We start from the raw sequence: 16996 nt of genomic DNA, 5'->3' as shown, positions 1-16996 counted from the left end.
GTGGGTGATCATGCGGGTTCTCCTAGAGGCGGAAAAGAGAGGCGGGAAGGAGGGGAAAGAAGGGAAAGGAAGGGGGCAGAGTCGGGGTGAATGCCTCCCGCGGCGGCGGGCCGGGACCGGCAGCGGTCACCGCGCGGGCTCCGGCGGTGCGTGGGCCGAGGCCCGGGCGAGCTTGCGGGTCGTGTGGACCAGCAGGGCCAGGGCCGCCGCTCCGCAGGCGAGGGTGGGGACGCTGCCGGCGCCCCAGGTGGTGACGAGGGTTTCGACGGGGGTGGCCAGGAAGTCGAGACCAAGGAGGCGGGAGGCGAACACTGTGGCGAGGGCGACCGCCTCTGCCATGGCCGTCGCGGTGAGGACCACGGCGGGGGCATAGGTGAAGCCGTGCGTGGTCAGGAGGCGGGCCAGGAACAGGAGCGCCCCCAGTGCGAGGGCCTGAGCGGAGGCAGCGGACTCGCCGAGGACTGCCCCGCAGAGGGCGAGCAGGACCGCCAGGGCACCCAGGAACAGGGCGAACGTGCCGAGCAGCAGGGGGCGTACGGCGGCGGCGAAGTCCTCCAGGCCGCGGCTGGAGGCGAGTTTGCGGCGGGCGCGCACGGCGAGGAGGTGCGCGGTCCAGGCAGCGGGCGCGCAGGCCAGGGCCAGAGCCAGGACGGGGGTGGCGGTGAGGGGCCAGGCACCGTCGGGCGCGCCGGTTGGCAGGGTGTCGGGGCCTCCGGCGAGGGCGTTGCGGAGCAAGCCGTCGCCCAGGAGGGCGTAGAGGACGAGCGACAGGGTCCACGGGGTGGTCCTGCCGGAGGCCGCGCCCGGTCGCGGCCCGGGCCGGTCCGTGTCGGTCCTGCTGAGGGGCCCTCGGCGCAGGGCCGCGCGCAGTCCCAGGGCCACGGCCAGGGCACCCGCCGCGGCCGCGAACAGGCGCGGGCGCCCATGGGTGAGGTGCACGGCGGTCACGGCAGCGGCGCACAGCGCACCGGGCAGGAGGGTCAGAAGGGCCCAGCCGGCGCGCACCCGGGGAGGGGCGGGTACGGCGGGCAGGGGTGTGTTCCCGTCCCGTGAGACCCGCGCGTACATCTCCTCCGCGAGGGAGAAGACGTCCCGGTGGCGGAAGCGGGCCGCGGTCCGGTCGGTGATGCCGTGCGCCTCCAGTCCCGCGGCGATCTCCAGAGAGTCCACCGCGCGCTCACAGAGTTCGCGGTGACGGTGCATCAGCGCCTTGACCGGGTCGGCAGCGCCCCGGCGCGAGGTGCTTCCCGGACGGTCCAGTTCGCCCAAGTCGCTCATCACGCACCCTCCGATGCGGACACGGGAGTGGTCGCCCGCACCGGTCTGCCCGCCGCCCGGCCGGGGCCACTGCGGGCGGCGGCGAGGCGGGGCGACGCGGCGGTCCAGCGGACGGGTACGTGGGCCTCGGCGGGCACCGCGAACGGCAGTGGTGCCCCCGCTCCGTCGAGGAGGACACGGCGGACGGGCGCGTGCGAGACGATCTCCAGGTAAATGCCGTGAAATGCCTCGATGTTCTGCTCGACCGTGAACAGTTCGAGAGCACGGGCGCGAGCGGCGGCCCCCAGGCGCGCACGGCGCTGAGGGTCGCGCAGCAGCGCCACGCACGCGTCGGCGAGCGCCCGCGGATTGCGCGGCGGTACCACGAGCCCCGTGCCGCCGATGACCTCCACGACCGCGCCGACGTCCGTCGACACCGTCGCGCGTCCGCAGAGCATGGCCTCGACGAGGCCGACGGGAAAGCCCTCGACCACGCTGGACAGGACGATCACGGCACCCGAAGCGTGGGCGTCGGCGACGGCCGGGAGTTCAGGGCCGCCGATCTCCTCGAAGGACACCGGATTGTCGCCGGCGGCGTGCGGGCCCTCGGCCTCGTCGGGGAAGAGCTGGGCGGCCAGCGCCCTGCAGTGACCGAGGTAGGCGGCACCCTCGGGGCCGTCGGGGGTGCCCACGATGCGCAGCCGCGTCCGCGGCTCCTGCTTGCGCACTTCCGCGAAGGCGTGCAGCAGCGAGACCAGGTCCTTCGCGGGCTCGACGCGGCCGACCCAGACGAGCGCGTACGGGTCGGCGCGGTCCGGGAACTCGCCCACCTCGGCGAAGGGCCGGGCCTCCATGCCGGGGTAGACCGTGCGGAGCTTCTCGCGATCGGCGCCGCAGCGCTCCTGCCATCGGCGGGTGTGGGTGTTGCCGGCGGTGACGACCTCGGCCCGCCCGTAGGCCTCGGCAGCGAGCCGGCCCTGGAAGGCCGCGAGCAGGGACCGTACGGCGGGCGGGGCAACGGGGGCGGTGAGGTAGTGCGTCCGTAGGCGCACGCCGTATTCGCTCACCATCAGGGGCACGCCGGTGAAGTGCCGGGCCAGCAGGCCCGGCAGGGCGGCCGTACCGCCGGACGCGGCGTGACAGAGGTCGACCGCGCCGAGCCCGTCGTCCTCGTACCAGTCGAGGGAGAGGGGGCGCAGGGCGCGTTCGAGGTGCGCGGCGACGGTGAGCAGATCCGGTACGCGCGCCTCGCGTGCCGCGCGATGGGCGCCGGGCGCACGACAGGCGCGTTCCAGGGTGCGCACGGCGGCCTCCGACCGGAGCGCTCCCGTCAGTCCGCCCTCTTCGCGGGCGAGTTCGGCGAGCCCGTACAGAGCGTTGGCGAAACGGTCCGCCTCGGAGGTGGGCGCGCTTGCGGAGAGCCGACCGGCAGCGCTCGGGACGCCCTTCGCGGCCGGGGAGGCGGCTCCTCCCGGCCCTCCGCACAGCACGGCGGCCAGCTCTCCGAAGTACTCGGTGAACCGCCGGCGTGCGCGGCGCCCGAGCACCACCTCGTCGTCCTCGGCCATCCACAGGGGCGCGGTGCGCACCCGGCGGACGTTCGGTGACAGCGGGACCCAGCCCTCGTCCTCCTGGTGCTCGCTGCGACTGAGCGCGTAGACGTCGAACTCGTGCTGGGCGAGCCCGCGCACCAGCCGGTCGCACCAGAGCCTGGCGTCACCGCTCACATACGGATAGCCACCCTCCGTAAGCAGTCCGATGCGCACGTGTGCACCCCCGATCTCCCGTATGGGGAGCCGCCGTTGTCCGGCGGCTCGCAGCGGGACGAACGTATGCGGACAAGGCGGTGGTACGACGGACGGTTGTCCGTCGTACCACCAAAAGGGGTGAACGGTCGTAACTTTCCCGTGCAGGTCGCGTTCTGTCGCGCTAGGAGATCAAGCGGACACGGATCGTCACACCGTGGCCGCCTCCGACGCCGAACGCGGCATCACGCCGCGACCGACTCCGGACGCCGAACGCGGCATCACGCCGCCGCCAACTCCCGTCGCTCCGCCCTGCGTCGTGCGGCGGCCTGCGGATCGAGTGCCGGGACTGCGGCCAGCAACTGCCTGGTGTAGGGGTCGCGCGGCGACTCGTACACCTCACCGGCGGGCCCTTCCTCGACGATCCTGCCGCGCCGCATCACCGCGACCCGGTCGCTGACCTGCCGGACGACGGCCAGGTCGTGTGCGACGAAGACGAGCGCGAGCCCGAGTTCGCGCTGCAACTCCCCCAGCAGCTCGACCACATGGGCCTGGGTGGTGACGTCGAGGGCCGAGACCGGCTCGTCGCAGACGATGACCCGTGGGTCGGCCGCGAGGGCCCGGGCGATGCCCACCCGCTGGCGCTGCCCGCCGCTGAACTCATGGGGATAACGGTCGTAATGCGCCGCTTCGAGCCCCACGCGCTCCAGCAATTCGCCCACGCGCTCCCGGATGCGCCCCTCCTGCCGCTCACCTCGTGCGCGCAGCGGGTCGGCGATGGACTCGCCCACGCTGCGGCGGGGGTTGAGCGAGGAGACCGGGTCCTGGAAGACCATCTGCACGGCCGGGTGCACACCGGTGTGCGGACGGCCCTCGAAGGTCAGCGATCCCGCCGTCGGCTCCAGCAGCCCGACGAGCATGCGCCCGAGGGTCGTCTTGCCGCTGCCGCTCTCACCGACGATTCCGAGGGTCTCGCCGCGGCGCAGGACCAGCGACACGTCGTCCACGGCCGTGACCGCCCGTTTCCCGCGCCCGAACGCGCGCCGCAGGCCGGTCGCCTCCAGGACGACCTCCTCGGGGGCCGTCGAGGCCTTCCCGGGCGCGTCCAGCCGGGGGACGGCGGCCAGCAGTTCCCGGGTGTACGGCTGGGCCGGCGCGCCCAGCACGTCGCCGACCGGGCCGTGTTCGACCGCCCGGCCGTGCCGCATCACCAGCACCTCGTCGACGCTCTCGGCGGCGACGCCGACGTCGTGCGTGACGAGCAGCAGGCCCATGCCGGTCTCCTCGCGCAGCGTGTGCAGCAGGTCCAGGACCTGGGCCTGGACCGTCACGTCGAGGGCGGTCGTCGGCTCGTCGGCGATCAGCAGCCGGGGTTCGCACGCGAGCGCCATGGCGATCAGGGCGCGCTGGCGCATGCCGCCGCTGAACTCGTGCGGCCGGGACCGGGACCGCCGGGCGGCGTCCGGGATGCCCACCCGGCCGAGGACCTCCACGGCACGCGCGCGTGCCGCCCGCCGGGACACGCGCGCGTGCACGCGGTACACCTCGGCGATCTGGTCGCCGACGGCGTAGTACGGGTCGAGGGAGGACAGCGGATCCTGGAACACCATGGCGGCCCGCCCGCCGCGCAGCCGCCGCAGTTCCTCGTCGGAGGCGCGCTGCACGTCGGTGCCGGCCACCTCGACCGTGCCCTCGACCCGCGCGCCGGTGCCGCGGTGCAGACCGAGCAGCGCGGACGCCACCGTCGACTTGCCGGAGCCGGACTCGCCGACCAGGGCGAGGGCGGCGCCCTCCTCCAGACGGAAGGAGAGTCCGTCGACGGCACGCAGCGCGCCGAAGTCCACGCGCAGGCCCGTCACGTCGACCAGGCTCATGCCAGCACCACCCGTCGGTCGGCCACCGCGTACAGGACGTCCGCGACGGCGTTGGCGAGGACCACGAAGAATCCGATGACCAGGACCATGCCGACCACGACCGGCAGGTCGACGACGTTGACGGCATGGACGAGTTCCTGTCCGATGCCGGGCAGGCCGAACAGCGTCTCGGTGAGCACCGCGCCGCCGATCGCCGACCCGACGTTGTTGGCGTTCAGCGCGATGACAGGGGCGAACGCACCGCGCAGTGCGTGCCGCCCGACGATCGACCGTTCGCCGACGCCGTAGGCGCGGAAGGTGCGGATGTGGTCCTCCGCCAGCGTCTCCAGCATCGAGGCCCGGGTCAGCCGGGCGAACGAAGCGGCCTCGATGAGGGCGAGCGACAGCCAGGGCAGCAGCAGGTTCCACGCCCACTGTTCGGGGTCCTCGCCGAACGCCACGTACTGCGGGAAGGGCAGCAGTTGCAGTTCGCCGCAGACGACGATCATCAGGACCAGGCCGATGACGAAGACGGGGGTGGCCGTGCCGGCGAGGGTGATGCCGGTCAGCACCCGCTCGGAGATGCGGCCGCGCCGCCAGGCGGAGAGCACACCGGTGCCGACACCGAGGACCAGCCAGATGACCATCGCCCCGCCCACCAGGGACACGCTGACCGGGAGCTTGGTCAGGATCAGCCGCGTGACCTGCTGGTCGCTCTGGTACGACAGGCCGAGGCAGGGCGCGGAGCAGTGCTGCACGGACGTACCCGTCGAGTAGTCCTGCCCGGCCAGGAGGCCCTGCAGGAAGTGCCCGTACCGCACGAAGAGCGGGTCGTCGAGGTTCAGCTGCCGGGCCACCTGGTGCACCTGTTCCGGGGAGCAGCGCGGACCGCAGGTGATCTGGGCGACGTTGCCGGGGGTGGCGTAGAAGACGACGTAGACGATCACCGAGATGACGAACAGGGTGATGACGGCGCCGACCGCGCGGCGCAGGAGGAAGCCGGTGAGGCCGTTCATGCCGTGCCTCCCTCGTCCGCCTTGGACTCCCTCTTGCGTCCCGTCCCGACGCGCAACCGGGAGGCCGCGCGCGGGTCGAGGGCGGTGCGGATGCCGTCGCCGAGGACGGTGAGGGCGAGCACCGTGACGAACAGGGCGCCCGCGGGCAGCAACAGGTACTGCGGGGCGGCCTGGTACCAGACGTCGGCGCTGGTGAGCATCTGCCCCCAGGAGGGCGTCGGCGGTTTCACGCCCACGCCGAGGAAGGACAGCGCGGCCTCGACGGTGATGTTCATCGGGACGAGCAGCGCGGCGTACGTGATGACGGGCGCGGCGATCCCGGGCAGGAGCTCGCGGCGGGCGATGCTCCAAGTGCCCCAGCCGCTGAGGCGGGCCGCGGCGACGTGATCGAGTTCCTTGAGGGTGAGCGTCTGCGCCCGGACGATCCGGGCGATGTTGCCCCAGCTGATCAGGCCGATGACGAGCGCGACCAGCACGGGCCGCGGGAAGCTCGCCGGGACGATCGCCAGCAGCGCCAGCGACATGATCATGAGCGGCATGGCGACGATGACGTCCGTGAACCGGCTCAACAGTTGATCAACCCATCGCTTCCCGAGTGCGGCCGCGACGCCCAGGGTGATCCCGAGGGCCACCTGCACGACCGTCGCGGCCAGGGCGACGCCCAGGGACACGCGTGCGCCGTACACCAGCCGCGCGAACAGGTCGCGGCCGGTCTGCGGTTCGACGCCGAACCAGTGGTCGGCGTTCGCTCCGCCGAGGGACCCGATGGGCACGCCGCCGCGCGCGGAGTCCACGAGGGAGGGGTGGTAGGTGGTCGGGTCCTGGCCTTCCAGGGCGGTGAGCAGCGGCGCGGCGAGCGCGACCAGGACGAGCAGCGCGACGACTCCGGCCGCGACGAGGGCGGCGCGCTGCGTGCGCAGCCGCCGCCAGAACTGACGGGCCCCCGAGGCGGCCGGGACGGTGGTGTCCGTCCCGGCCGCCTCGGTGGCGAGAAGTGCCTCACTCACGGCGTCACTTCACCGCGACCTGGGAGATGTCCAGCACGCCGGTCCAGTCGCTGATCACGACGTTCTTGACGTCCTTGCCGACCAGTCGCTTGTAGACGGGGTGGAACAGCGGCACCGTCAGGGCCTGCTCACCGATCTTCTTGTCCAGTGCACCCCACCTCTTGGCGGCCTGGTCAAGATCCGTCAACTTGTTGATCGCGTCGATCTCGGCATTGACCGACTTGTCGTTCAGCAGGCCCGTGTTGAAGTTCGCACCGTCCTTGACGATCTGCCGGCCGTCGAAGATCGGGGCGAGGAACGGCCCGCCCGAGGGCCAGTCGGCGCCCCAGTGGGCGAGGAAGAAGCCGGGCTCGGACTTCACGTTGTGGATCTTGTCGGAGTAGTCGTTGTCCTCCAGCCCCTGCAGCTTGACCGTGATGCCGGCCTTCTTGAGCGCGTCCTGGATGGCGGTGGCGATCTCGGGGCTGGTCTCGAAGTCCTTGGCGTTGGAGTGCGTCAGCGTGACGATGAGGCCGTTCGCGTGACCGGCCTGCTTCAGCAGTTCCCTGGCCTTGGCCGGGTCACCGGTCTTGCCCGCCGGGAAGAGGTCGTACGGCGTGTAGCCGAAGGACTTCTGGTCCGGCAGGAAGGTGGTGGCGGGCTCGGCCAGCGCGGACCCGCCCGCCGCGTTCACCACGGACGACCGGTCGATGGCGTACGAGACCGCCTGCCGCACCTTGGGGTCGTCGAAGGGCTTGACGGTCGGGTTGAACGCTATGTAGTTGGTGTAGCCGAAGTGCCCGGTGCCGACCCGGGAGGCGAGGTCCTTGTCGCCGGTGACCTTGGCCAGTTCGGCCGGGCCGAGGTTGGTGTCCGTGGTGACCGCGGCGGCGTCCGCTCCCTGGGACGCGGACAGCCGCTGGTTGATCACGGAGGAGTCGAGCCCGGACCGCACGTCGATCTTGTCCGGGTAGGCCTTGCGCTCGGCGTCGGTCGCGGCGGACCAGTGCGGGTTGCGCTCCAGGGTCACCCGCTCACCGTCGTTCTCGTTCCGCACGACCTTGTACGGCCCGGAGGAGACCGGGTGCTCCTCGTACTTGGTGCCCGTGTCCTTGCTCTTCGGGACGGGCGCGAACTGCGTCTGCGTGGCCAGGTACGGGAACTCGCCCTCGGGCTTGTTCAGGTGGAAGACGATGGTCCGCTCGTCCGGCGTCTCGATCGCGTCGAGGCCCTTCTTGTCCTTGTACGGGCCCTGGTAGTCGGCCGCGCCCACCAGCCAGTCCCGCAGGTAGGGGGCGCCGCCCGACAGCTCGGGGGCGAAGGAGCGCTCGATGCCGTACTTGATGTCGGCCGAGGTGATGGGGGTGCCGTCCTCGTACTTCAGGCCCTTCTTCAGGGTGTACGTCCACACGGTCGCGTCCTTGCCGGGACGCCCGGTGTCGGTGGCGAGGTCGGGGACGACCTTGGCGCCGGCGGCACCGTTCTCCCGGTTGCGGGTGGTGAGCGTACGGAAGACCAGGGACGGGACGTTGCCGCCGCCGGAGGTGTAGAGGCGGGCCGGGTCGAAGTCCTGCTGCGGATTGGCGTTCAGCACGGTGAGCGTGCCGCCCTTGTGAGGCGTGGAGTCGCCGCCGGCGCCCTTGGCATCGTTGTCCTTCGGCCCGCAGGCGGCGGCACCCGCTGCCAGGACCAGGCTGACGGATGCCGCGGCCACGCGGCGCGCTGTGACGGACGGTTGGCGCATCGGAATGACGACCTCTCGGAAAGGAGTCCCGGATCACGAGTTCTCGTATCGCGAGACGAAAAGACGAAGGGTGAGACGAAAGAAGACAGACGTCTGCCCGGCGCCGAGCCGTCGGAAGAACCGCGACGAAGTCACGGGGAGAAGGAGCGACGCGCGCCGGGGGCGGGCGTCAGCAACAGTGGATGTCGGCCACGCAGAGCGGGGTCACGCCGATGAGCGCCAGCTCGATGGCTGCGCGAACGGAGACGTGACGGGGCGACATGCCCAGAAATATGAACGAACTTTCCGAGCATGTCAACGCGAGCCGCGCCACACCTTGTGAGGCGCCTGTCAACTCCCGGGGTAGGGCCAGGGGTTGGGGCGGCAGTGGATGCCGTCGTGGTCGAGGAACTTGGTCTGCTGCTGCATGACCGGGGCCAGGCCCCCGTCCTTGTCGCAGGTGACGTGGTTGTAGCCGAGGCGATGGCCGACCTCGTGGTTGATCAGCATCTGCCGATAGGCGTGGATCTTGCTGTCGCCGTAGGTCTCCGAGCCCTGCGCCCACCGATAGGCGTTGATCATCACGCGCTCGGTCGCCGCCGAGTCGCAGGAGACGTTGTCCTCGGTGGTGTCCAGGCCCGACTTGGCACACCAGTCGGCGGTCGTGCCGGGGCTGGCCAGGGTGATCACGAAGTCGGGCTTGCCGGAGTAGATCCGCTCGAAGGTGCGCGCGCCGTTGTGGGCCCAGCTGCGCTGGTCGTTGAGCGTCTTCTGCACGGCCTCGGCGAACAGCGCGCCATCGAGCCCGAGGCCCTGTTCCACGTCAACGCGGTAGGTGAACTTCTGCCCGGCACCCGGCGCCTTGGCGATGCCGGGGACCGCGTCGAACCTCCCGGAGCCCTTGAGGGTGGCGCCGAGCGGATACGTTTTGCCCATCTTCTCGTCGTACGTCAGCAGCTTGGCCTCGGGGGCGGGCGCCCGGCCGTCCGCGCGGGACGCGGGGTCCCGGACGTCACGGGCCTGGTCCGTGGCGGACTGCGACTGCACGCCGGCGCCGCCGTGGTCGTCGGCGACCTGCCCGGCGACGATGACGGCCAGCACGGTGGTGACGGCCGCGGCCGCGATGCCGGTGAAGGTACGGCCCTTGCCACCCCGACCCGGCGCGGGCGCGCCGGTGGGCCCCGCGTCGTCATGACCGGACCCGGAGTCGGCAGGGCTGCCGACGTTCCAGTCCGTGACGGAGGCGTAGGCGTCCGCGGCGTGCGCGGAGGCGGGCGTACGGGGCGCGAAGACGTCGTCCTCTTCGTCGACGAAGGCGTCGATGTAGTCCTGCCGCGGCCCCGGCACGGATGCCCGTCGCTGCCGCGGTATGGGTACGCCGACCCCGGCGGTCCCCCCGCCGGCCCCTCTCGGCTCACCCCAGCCGCCCCCGGCTTCCCGCTGCTCGGGGTGCCCGCCACGGGCTTGTGGAAAGCCGTGCGCGGGGGTGCCGTCCGGCAGCCGGGGAACACCGTGCGCCGGGGTCCCGTCGCCCCGCCTCGGAACGCCTGGCGAGGGAGCGTCGTCCGCAAGGCGGGGTACTCCCCGTACCGGCGTGCCGTCGGGCAGGCGCGGCATGCCCTGGGCCGGCGTGCCGTCGGGATGCCAGCCGTCGGGCAGGCGCGGCATGCCGTGCGGCGGCGTTCCGTTCGCCGGCGCGGGCCTCGGCCCCGGCACCCTGCGCGAGCCCTGCGGCGCGGTCCTGGCTCCCCCGTCGGCGTCCGGCGCCTGGTCCTGGCCAGGCCGCCGGCCCTGCGCGGCATCGGCCCGGCCGTCCCGAGCCGCGGTCGTGTCCGCGCTGTCGTCCTTGACGACCGGTCCGCGGCGGCTGTGGCGTCCCACGTCGCGCCTCAGCCCCCCATGCTCTCGTCGGTGCCTGCTCCCTCGCCGGCGGCGACGCCCCCGGCATCCGGCCGCCCGGCCCGCCGCGTGCCCAACTCGCCCGCTCCTTCGAGCAGTTCCCGAAATGCCAGGGCCACGGTCTCCGGGTACTCCATCATCGCCACATGGCCCGCATCGGGCAACGTCACCATCCGGGATCCCCGGAAGGCCCGGGCGGCCTTCTGCGCCATGCGGAAGCCGACGAGCTGGTCGCGGCCGCCGTAGACGAGCAGGGTCGGCGCGAGGACTCGTTCCGCCTGGCGCCACAACCCCTGCTGGCCGCCCAGCGTGTAGGCGTTGACGATCCCGCGCGCGGAGCGCGCCATCGCGTCCCAGAAGTACGGCAACCGCATCCGCCGCTCCATCTCCTGCACGGCGTTGCGGAATCCTTCCGGCGTCACCCGCCCGGGGTCCCCGTAACACAGCGCCATCACGCCCCGGACCCGCTGCTCCGCCGTCCACTCCCGGGTGAGCCGGGTGAAGAGCAGGGCCACACCGGGCACCGCCAGCAGCCCCGTGGGCACAGCGGTGCGCTGCACTCGGATTTCCGGCAGGGCGGGCGACACGAGCGTCAGCGTACGGACCAGATCGGGTCGAACCGCGGCGACACGGGTGGCGATGGCGCCGCCGAGCGAGTTCCCGAACAGGTGCACGGGGCCGCGCCCGGAGGCGTCGAGGTGGCGGATGACCGCGCGCGCGTGCCCCGTGACGGAGTAGTCGCCGTCGTCCGGTGGCGGGGAGTCGCCGAAGCCGGGCAGGTCGAGCGCCTCGCCGTCGACGGAGTCGTCCAGCAGGGCCATCAGCGCCGACCAGTTCTGTGAGGAACCGCCGAGCCCGTGCACGAACAGGGCGGGAGGCAGCCCCTCGCGCGCCGGAGGCCTCGACCGCATCGTGAGCGTGACGCCGGGCAGCTCGACCGACCTCAGCCGCTCACCCTCCGCGACCCGGACGGTCCCCACCTTGGGCAGCACATTGGCGGGCGGCACGAACGGCAGCTCGGTCGAAGACATGCGGCAATGTTACGAGACGATCACGCAGTGGCTCATGTGTTCGCCTGTGTTCGCCGTCACAGGAATCGGCCGGTTGGGAACGCGGAAGAACAGGCACCCGGGCACGCGGGGAGCGCAGTCGACGGGCGCAGCGTTGCGTCACGTCCCGGACGCGGATCGCATAGCGTCCGGATCGGGTGTCTCCTAGGCTCGTACAGAGGGCACCCGCGTGTGGCCCCTGCATTCCCAGGGACGTTCGTAGGAAGGGAGCCCAGCATGGCCGTAGACCCCACCGACCCGGAGACGTTCGAGGCCGAGGACGCGCCGGAGGCGCAGGAGTTCGACGTCGAGGCGCCCGAGGTCGACGCGGCCGAGCAGCAGGCGGACATCGCGCCGGACCGCGACGACCCGCTGACCGGCGTCGACCCGGACCGCGCCAACGAGGCGGACCTGGTGGAGCAGGCCCGGATCGTCTCGCTCGACGAGGACGACTACCGGTGACACTCGTCGCCGACGGGCGACGAACCGCTCCACAGAACAGGAAAGGGGCAGCTTTTTGCCCGCTCTGCCCCTGTTTGAAACCTTGGCAACCGCTTTCGTATCCGGCCGGTCCGTGAAATTCTGCGCTCTCACCGCGCACACCACGGTTACCGAAAAGTACGATGGCGACGCGGCCAGATCCGCACGTGGACGATTATGGGAGGCGGCGTGACAGCCATCGAGCAGACAGAGGCGGTTCGCCCGCGGGGCACACGCCTGCCACGCCGTGCCCGACGGAACCAGCTCCTGGGTGCCGCCCAGGAGGTCTTCGTGGCCCAGGGCTACCACGCGGCCGCGATGGACGACATCGCCGAGCGTGCCGGCGTCAGCAAGCCGGTGCTCTACCAGCACTTCCCGGGCAAGCTCGACCTCTATCTCGCACTGCTGGACCAGCACTGCGAGTCGCTCATCCAGGCCGTACGGAACGCGCTGGCGTCGACGACCGACAACAAGCAGCGCGTACGGGCGACGATGGACGCGTACTTCGCCTACGTCGAGGACGACGGCGGCGCGTTCCGCCTGGTGTTCGAGTCGGACCTGACGAACGAGCCCGCCGTGCGCGAGCGCGTCGACAAGGTCACGAACGAGTGCGCGGAGGCGATCTGCGACGTCATCGCCGAGGACACCGGCCTGTCGCGCGCGGAGTCGATGCTGCTCGCCTCGGGTCTGGGCGGCCTCGCCCAGGTGGTCGCGCGGTCCTGGCTGCACAGCGACCGCAGCGTGCCGCGGGACCAGGCCGTACAGCTGCTCACCTCGCTGGCATGGCGCGGTATCGCGGGCTTCCCGCTGCACGGCATGGACCAGCCGCAGCACTGACGGGCGCCTTTGTTCCCGCCCGGTGTTCGCTCGTGGCGTTCTCGGGCGGAGCATGTACGTCCCCTCACCGGGCTAATGTGTGCTGCGTACGGCGCGGAAGGTCGCGCACATCACTGACCGTCGGAGGGACATAGCCGTGGAGGTCAAGATCGGCGTGCAGCACGCGCCCCGCGAGATCGTTCTGGAGAGCGGTCAGACTGCCGAGGAGGTCGAGCGCGTGGTCGCCGAGGCACTGGCCGGGAAGTCGCAGCTGCTGAGCCTCGTGGACGAGCACGGCCGCAAGCTCCTCGTCCCGGCCGACCGTCTCGCCTACGTCGAGATCGGTGAGCCGGCCCCGCGCAAGGTGGGCTTCGGCGCGCTGTAGGCGCACGCGTGCAGCGGGGCGGGACGGCTTCGGCCGTCCCGCCCCGCTTGCGTTTGCCCGGCCGCCGAGCGGTCCCGCCCGCGGTGCTACCGGGCCGTCCCGTTCGGGTCGCTGCCGGGCCGTCCCGTTCGGGTCGCTGCCGGGCCGTCCCGTTCGGGTCGCTGCCGGTCCACCGCGTTTGCGTCGCCCTGCCTCGGACACCCCTCTCGGGTAGCCCTCGGCTTGCCCTTGCGGCGCACCGGTTCCTCCACGGATGGAGCACAAGTCGCCCACAGGGGTGGATTGGATTTCGCAGGTCAGGGGTAAGACGGGCTACGACCGATTTGGGCAGGCCGGCCACGTGGGAGGGACCCCGACATGCTCCTGGAAGCATTGAGCTCCGCGATCCTCGGCCTGGCTCTGGCATGGGCGGCCGCACACCGCCTGCCGCACCGTCTCCCGGCCCGTTCCCTGGTGCTGTCGACCGGAGTCGCAGGCGCCCTCTTCGGGGCCTTCGTCATGCACAGCGCGCTGGAGGCGGGACATGTGCTGCTCGTCCTGCTCGGCGCGGTGATCGTCTCGGTGGCCTCGCTGTCGCTGCTGCTGCGCCCCGCGGGAAGACTGCGCCGCCGGTCGGCGACCGCGTGAACAGACGCCGATGGTGGCGCTTTTGAGGATGGGATCGGCCGGAAGGCGGCTGGCCCCGCCCGGCCGGATCTCCCGGCGTCGCGGGGCCCGGGCCGGCTGAGAGGCACATGTCCCACAGCCGGCCGGCTCTGGACGGCAGGTTTTAGGCGGCCAGCCCCAGGGCGGCCATCCGCTTGGTGTGGGCCTCGGTGATCCGGGAGAACATCTTGCCGACCTCTGCGAGGTCGAAGCCGTCCGCGACACCACCCACCAGCATGGTGGACAGCGCGTCACGGTCGGCGACCACCCGCTGGGACTGCGACAGGGCCTCACCCATCAGCCGCCGCGCCCACAGCGCGAGCCGTCCGCCCACGCGCGGGTCGGCGTCGATCGCGGCCCGCACCTTCTCCACGGCGAAGCCGCCGTGCCCCGTGTCGTCGAGCACGGCCAGCACCAGGTCACGCGAGTCGGAGTCCAGCCGGGCGGCCACCTCCCGGTAGAAGTCGCTGGCGATCGAGTCGCCCACGTAGGCCTTGACGAGGCCCTCCAGCCAGTCCGAGGGGGCCGTCTGCTTGTGGAACCCGTCGTACGCGGCGACGAACGGCTCCATCGCCCGCGTCGGCTCCTCCCCGATCTCGGCCAGCCGGTCGCGCAGCCTCTCGAAATGGTGGAACTCCGCCGACGCCATCTTCGCCAGCTCCGCCTTGTCCGCCAGCGTCGGCGCCAGCTTGGCGTCCTCCGCGAGCCGCTCGAACGCCGCCAGCTCCCCGTAGGCGAGCGCACCGAGCAGATCCACGACCGCGGCACGGTACTGCGGGTCGGCGGAGGCCGTCGCCCAGTCCCGGGCGGCGACTGGGGTGGGTTCGGCGGCGGCGGTGTCCGAGGCGTTCTCAGGCTTGTCAGAGCTCGTCATGAAGCGCACAATAACCCGCTTGCCGGGAGGCGTAAGGCCCTGGTCAATCACTGTGACGACGACTACGTGACCGAATCGGCCATCGCATGTGCGCGATTCCGGGGTATGGTGGTAATGCGCCTGCTGGTACGTCGACGTACCTCGACAGGCCGCACGTATGAGGATGCCCGGTCGGTGGCCCGATCGGCTCCGACCCGACAGCCCTCCCCGGCCGTCCGCCACAGTGCGTACGAGACCCGGAGGGGGACACCCTCAGCGGCACGAGCGCTAGAGCGTCGGCGTGGTCCCGTGCTCTACGGCCCGCCCGTAGGCAGCCGACGTCCCCGGCACGGTCTGACACGACCCCGCGCTCGCCTCGCGCCGCCCACACAGAAGAGGCAGCACCCTGACTACGTTCCGAGAGCTCGGAATCCTCCCCGAGACCGCCGAGGCCCTTGAGGCCGTCGGCATCATCACCCCCTTCCCCATCCAGGAGATGACGCTCCCCGTCGCCCTCTCGGGCAAGGACGTCATCGGTCAGGCCAAGACCGGCACCGGCAAGACGCTGGGCTTCGGCCTCCCGCTCCTCGAGCGCGTCACCGTCCCCGCCGACGTCGAGGCCGGGCGCGCCGAGCCCGAGGACCTCACCGAGGCCCCGCAGGCGCTCGTCGTCGTCCCCACGCGCGAGCTGTGCACGCAGGTCACCAACGACCTGCTGACCGCGGGCAAGGTGCGCAACGTCCGCGTCCTCGCCATCTACGGCGGCCGGGCCTACGAGCCCCAGGTCGAAGCCCTGAAGAAGGGCGTCGACGTGGTCGTCGGCACCCCGGGCCGGCTCCTCGACCTCGCCGGTCAGAAGAAGCTGAACCTGAAGCACGTCAAGTCGCTGATCCTCGACGAGGCCGACGAGATGCTCGACCTGGGCTTCCTGCCCGACGTCGAGAAGATCATCAACATGCTGCCGGTGCGCCGTCAGACGATGCTGTTCTCGGCCACGATGCCGGGCGCGGTCATCGGCCTGGCCCGTCGCTACATGTCGCAGCCCACGCACATCAGTGCCACGTCGCCGGACGACGCGGGCGCGACGGTCGCGAACACCAAGCAGTACATCTATCGCGCGCACAACATGGACAAGCCCGAGATGGTCGCGCGCATCCTCCAGGCCGAGGGCCGCGGGCTGGCCATGGTGTTCTGCCGCACCAAGCGCACCGCGGCCGATCTCGCCGACCAGCTGAAGCAGCGCGGGTTCGCCTCCGGCGCGGTCCACGGCGACCTCGGCCAGGGCGCCCGCGAGCAGGCGCTGCGCGCCTTCCGCAACGGCAAGGTGGACGTGCTCGTCTGCACCGACGTCGCCGCCCGCGGTATCGACGTCGAGGGCGTCACGCACGTCATCAACTACCAGTCGCCGGAAGAGGAGAAGACGTACCTGCACCGCATCGGCCGGACGGGCCGCGCGGGTGCGAAGGGTACGGCGATCACCCTGGTCGACTGGGACGACATCCCGCGCTGGCAGCTGATCAACAAGGCGCTGGAGCTGGACTTCAACGACCCGCCGGAGACGTACTCCACCTCCCCGCACCTCTACTCCGACCTCGGCATCCCCGAGGGCACGAAGGGCGTCCTGCCGCGCTCGGAGCGCACGCGCGCCGGGCTGGACGCGGAGCAGCTGGAAGACCTGGGCGAGCCGGGCGGCCGCGGGCCGCGCGGACGCGGCGGGCGAGGTGGCCGCGGCGACCGGGACGAGTCCCGTTCGGCCGACCGCGAGCAGTCGTCGCGGACGCCGCGTCGCCGCCGCCGTACCCGTGGCGGGGCCGCGGTGGACGGGGCTCCCGAGCCCGTCGGCACCACGGCGCCGGGTACCGCTTCCACCGACAGCGCCGCCGAGGCTGACGCCGTGACGGCTCCGCGCACCCCGCGCCGCCGTCGCCGCACCCGGGGCGGGGCGCAGTCCCAGCCCGCTCCCGTCGCGGCGGTCGAGTCCACCACGTCCGAGCAGGCGGAGAGCGCCGTCGCGACGGCGGAGGGCACGGCCACGGAGTCCCCCGAGACGGCTGCGGATCCGCGCCGGCGCCGTACGCGCCGTTCGGAGACGCCGGTCGTGGAGACCGAGACCGCGGTGACGCCGCCGGTTTCGGAGCCGGCGGTCGCCGCGGAGCAGGCGGTCGCCGCTGAGGCACCGGCCGCCGCGGATGCCGCACAGCCCGAGGCCGCCGCCAAGCCGCGCCGCCGCACCCGCAAGGCCACGGCGGCGTCCGCGGCCGAATCGGCGCTCGACACGGCCGAGGGGAC

At 72.1% G+C, this 16996-nt stretch carries 15 protein-coding genes; 5 read left to right on the top strand and 10 right to left on the bottom strand.

Features of this window, described 5'->3' with window-relative positions; translation table 11 throughout:
- Positions 1 to 126: 126 nt before the first annotated feature.
- The 9 genes from AB0B29_RS08295 to AB0B29_RS08255 all read right to left on the bottom strand — a co-directional run bounded on the left by AB0B29_RS08295 (position 127) and on the right by AB0B29_RS08255 (position 11510).
- Positions 127 to 1278: a hypothetical protein gene (locus tag AB0B29_RS08295; protein WP_362235540.1), complete on the bottom strand. Its 1152-nt coding sequence runs from the start codon at positions 1276 to 1278 to the stop codon at positions 127 to 129.
- Complete coding sequence (locus AB0B29_RS08290; protein WP_362235538.1) at positions 1278 to 3023, bottom strand: DUF3492 domain-containing protein; 1746 nt, start codon at positions 3021 to 3023, stop codon at positions 1278 to 1280. Before AB0B29_RS08290 ends, AB0B29_RS08295 begins: the two co-directional genes overlap by 1 nt.
- A 260-nt stretch (positions 3024 to 3283) precedes the next feature.
- The gene (locus AB0B29_RS08285; protein WP_362235535.1) at positions 3284 to 4876 is read right to left on the bottom strand and encodes an ABC transporter ATP-binding protein; all 1593 of its coding nucleotides are present in this window, start codon (positions 4874 to 4876) and stop codon (positions 3284 to 3286) included.
- The gene (locus AB0B29_RS08280; protein WP_362235532.1) at positions 4873 to 5871 is read right to left on the bottom strand and encodes an ABC transporter permease; all 999 of its coding nucleotides are present in this window, start codon (positions 5869 to 5871) and stop codon (positions 4873 to 4875) included. The genes AB0B29_RS08285 and AB0B29_RS08280 overlap by 4 nt, the downstream gene beginning before the upstream one ends.
- Entirely contained in the window at positions 5868 to 6878 is a 1011-nt protein-coding gene (locus AB0B29_RS08275) for an ABC transporter permease (protein WP_362235529.1), read from the bottom strand. The genes AB0B29_RS08280 and AB0B29_RS08275 overlap by 4 nt, the downstream gene beginning before the upstream one ends.
- A 4-nt stretch (positions 6879 to 6882) precedes the next feature.
- The gene (locus AB0B29_RS08270; protein ID WP_362235526.1) at positions 6883 to 8601 is read right to left on the bottom strand and encodes an ABC transporter substrate-binding protein; all 1719 of its coding nucleotides are present in this window, start codon (positions 8599 to 8601) and stop codon (positions 6883 to 6885) included.
- Positions 8602 to 8770: 169 nt separating this feature from the next.
- Positions 8771 to 8863, bottom strand: a complete 93-nt coding sequence (locus AB0B29_RS08265) for an Ms4533A family Cys-rich leader peptide (RefSeq protein ID WP_311774658.1) — start codon at positions 8861 to 8863, stop codon at positions 8771 to 8773.
- A 68-nt stretch (positions 8864 to 8931) separates the two neighbouring features.
- A complete protein-coding gene (locus AB0B29_RS08260) occupies positions 8932 to 10461 on the bottom strand; it encodes a DUF3152 domain-containing protein (RefSeq protein ID WP_362235523.1) in 1530 nt (509 codons plus the stop codon).
- A gap of 8 nt (positions 10462 to 10469) precedes the next feature.
- Entirely contained in the window at positions 10470 to 11510 is a 1041-nt protein-coding gene (locus AB0B29_RS08255) for an alpha/beta fold hydrolase (protein ID WP_362235520.1), read from the bottom strand.
- Between the two features lie 255 nt (positions 11511 to 11765).
- Between AB0B29_RS08255 and AB0B29_RS08250 the strand changes: the two genes are divergently transcribed.
- The 4 genes from AB0B29_RS08250 to AB0B29_RS08235 all read left to right on the top strand — a co-directional run bounded on the left by AB0B29_RS08250 (position 11766) and on the right by AB0B29_RS08235 (position 13836).
- Complete coding sequence (locus tag AB0B29_RS08250; RefSeq protein ID WP_344458652.1) at positions 11766 to 11990, top strand: hypothetical protein; 225 nt, start codon at positions 11766 to 11768, stop codon at positions 11988 to 11990.
- A gap of 207 nt (positions 11991 to 12197) precedes the next feature.
- Positions 12198 to 12845, top strand: coding sequence for a TetR/AcrR family transcriptional regulator (locus AB0B29_RS08245; protein ID WP_352101908.1), 648 nt, complete (start codon positions 12198 to 12200; stop codon positions 12843 to 12845).
- Between the two features lie 136 nt (positions 12846 to 12981).
- Positions 12982 to 13209, top strand: a complete 228-nt coding sequence (locus tag AB0B29_RS08240; protein ID WP_030854792.1) for a DUF3107 domain-containing protein — start codon at positions 12982 to 12984, stop codon at positions 13207 to 13209.
- Positions 13210 to 13566: 357 nt separating this feature from the next.
- Positions 13567 to 13836, top strand: coding sequence for a hypothetical protein (locus AB0B29_RS08235; protein ID WP_362235516.1), 270 nt, complete (start codon positions 13567 to 13569; stop codon positions 13834 to 13836).
- Between the two features lie 142 nt (positions 13837 to 13978).
- Here AB0B29_RS08235 and AB0B29_RS08230 read toward each other — a convergent pair whose 3' ends face one another.
- The gene (locus tag AB0B29_RS08230; protein WP_362235513.1) at positions 13979 to 14728 is read right to left on the bottom strand and encodes a ferritin-like fold-containing protein; all 750 of its coding nucleotides are present in this window, start codon (positions 14726 to 14728) and stop codon (positions 13979 to 13981) included.
- A 475-nt stretch (positions 14729 to 15203) separates the two neighbouring features.
- Between AB0B29_RS08230 and AB0B29_RS08225 the strand changes: the two genes are divergently transcribed.
- Positions 15204 to 16996: DEAD/DEAH box helicase (locus tag AB0B29_RS08225; RefSeq protein WP_362235510.1), on the top strand; the 1793-nt coding region annotated here is incomplete at its 3' end.

This window comes from Streptomyces tibetensis (genome assembly GCF_040647715.1).
GTDB classification, from domain to species: Bacteria; Actinomycetota; Actinomycetes; order Streptomycetales; family Streptomycetaceae; genus Streptomyces; species Streptomyces tibetensis_A.
The sequence above is the reverse complement of the archived record's forward strand: the minus strand, read 5'-3'. Positions and strand labels throughout refer to the sequence as shown.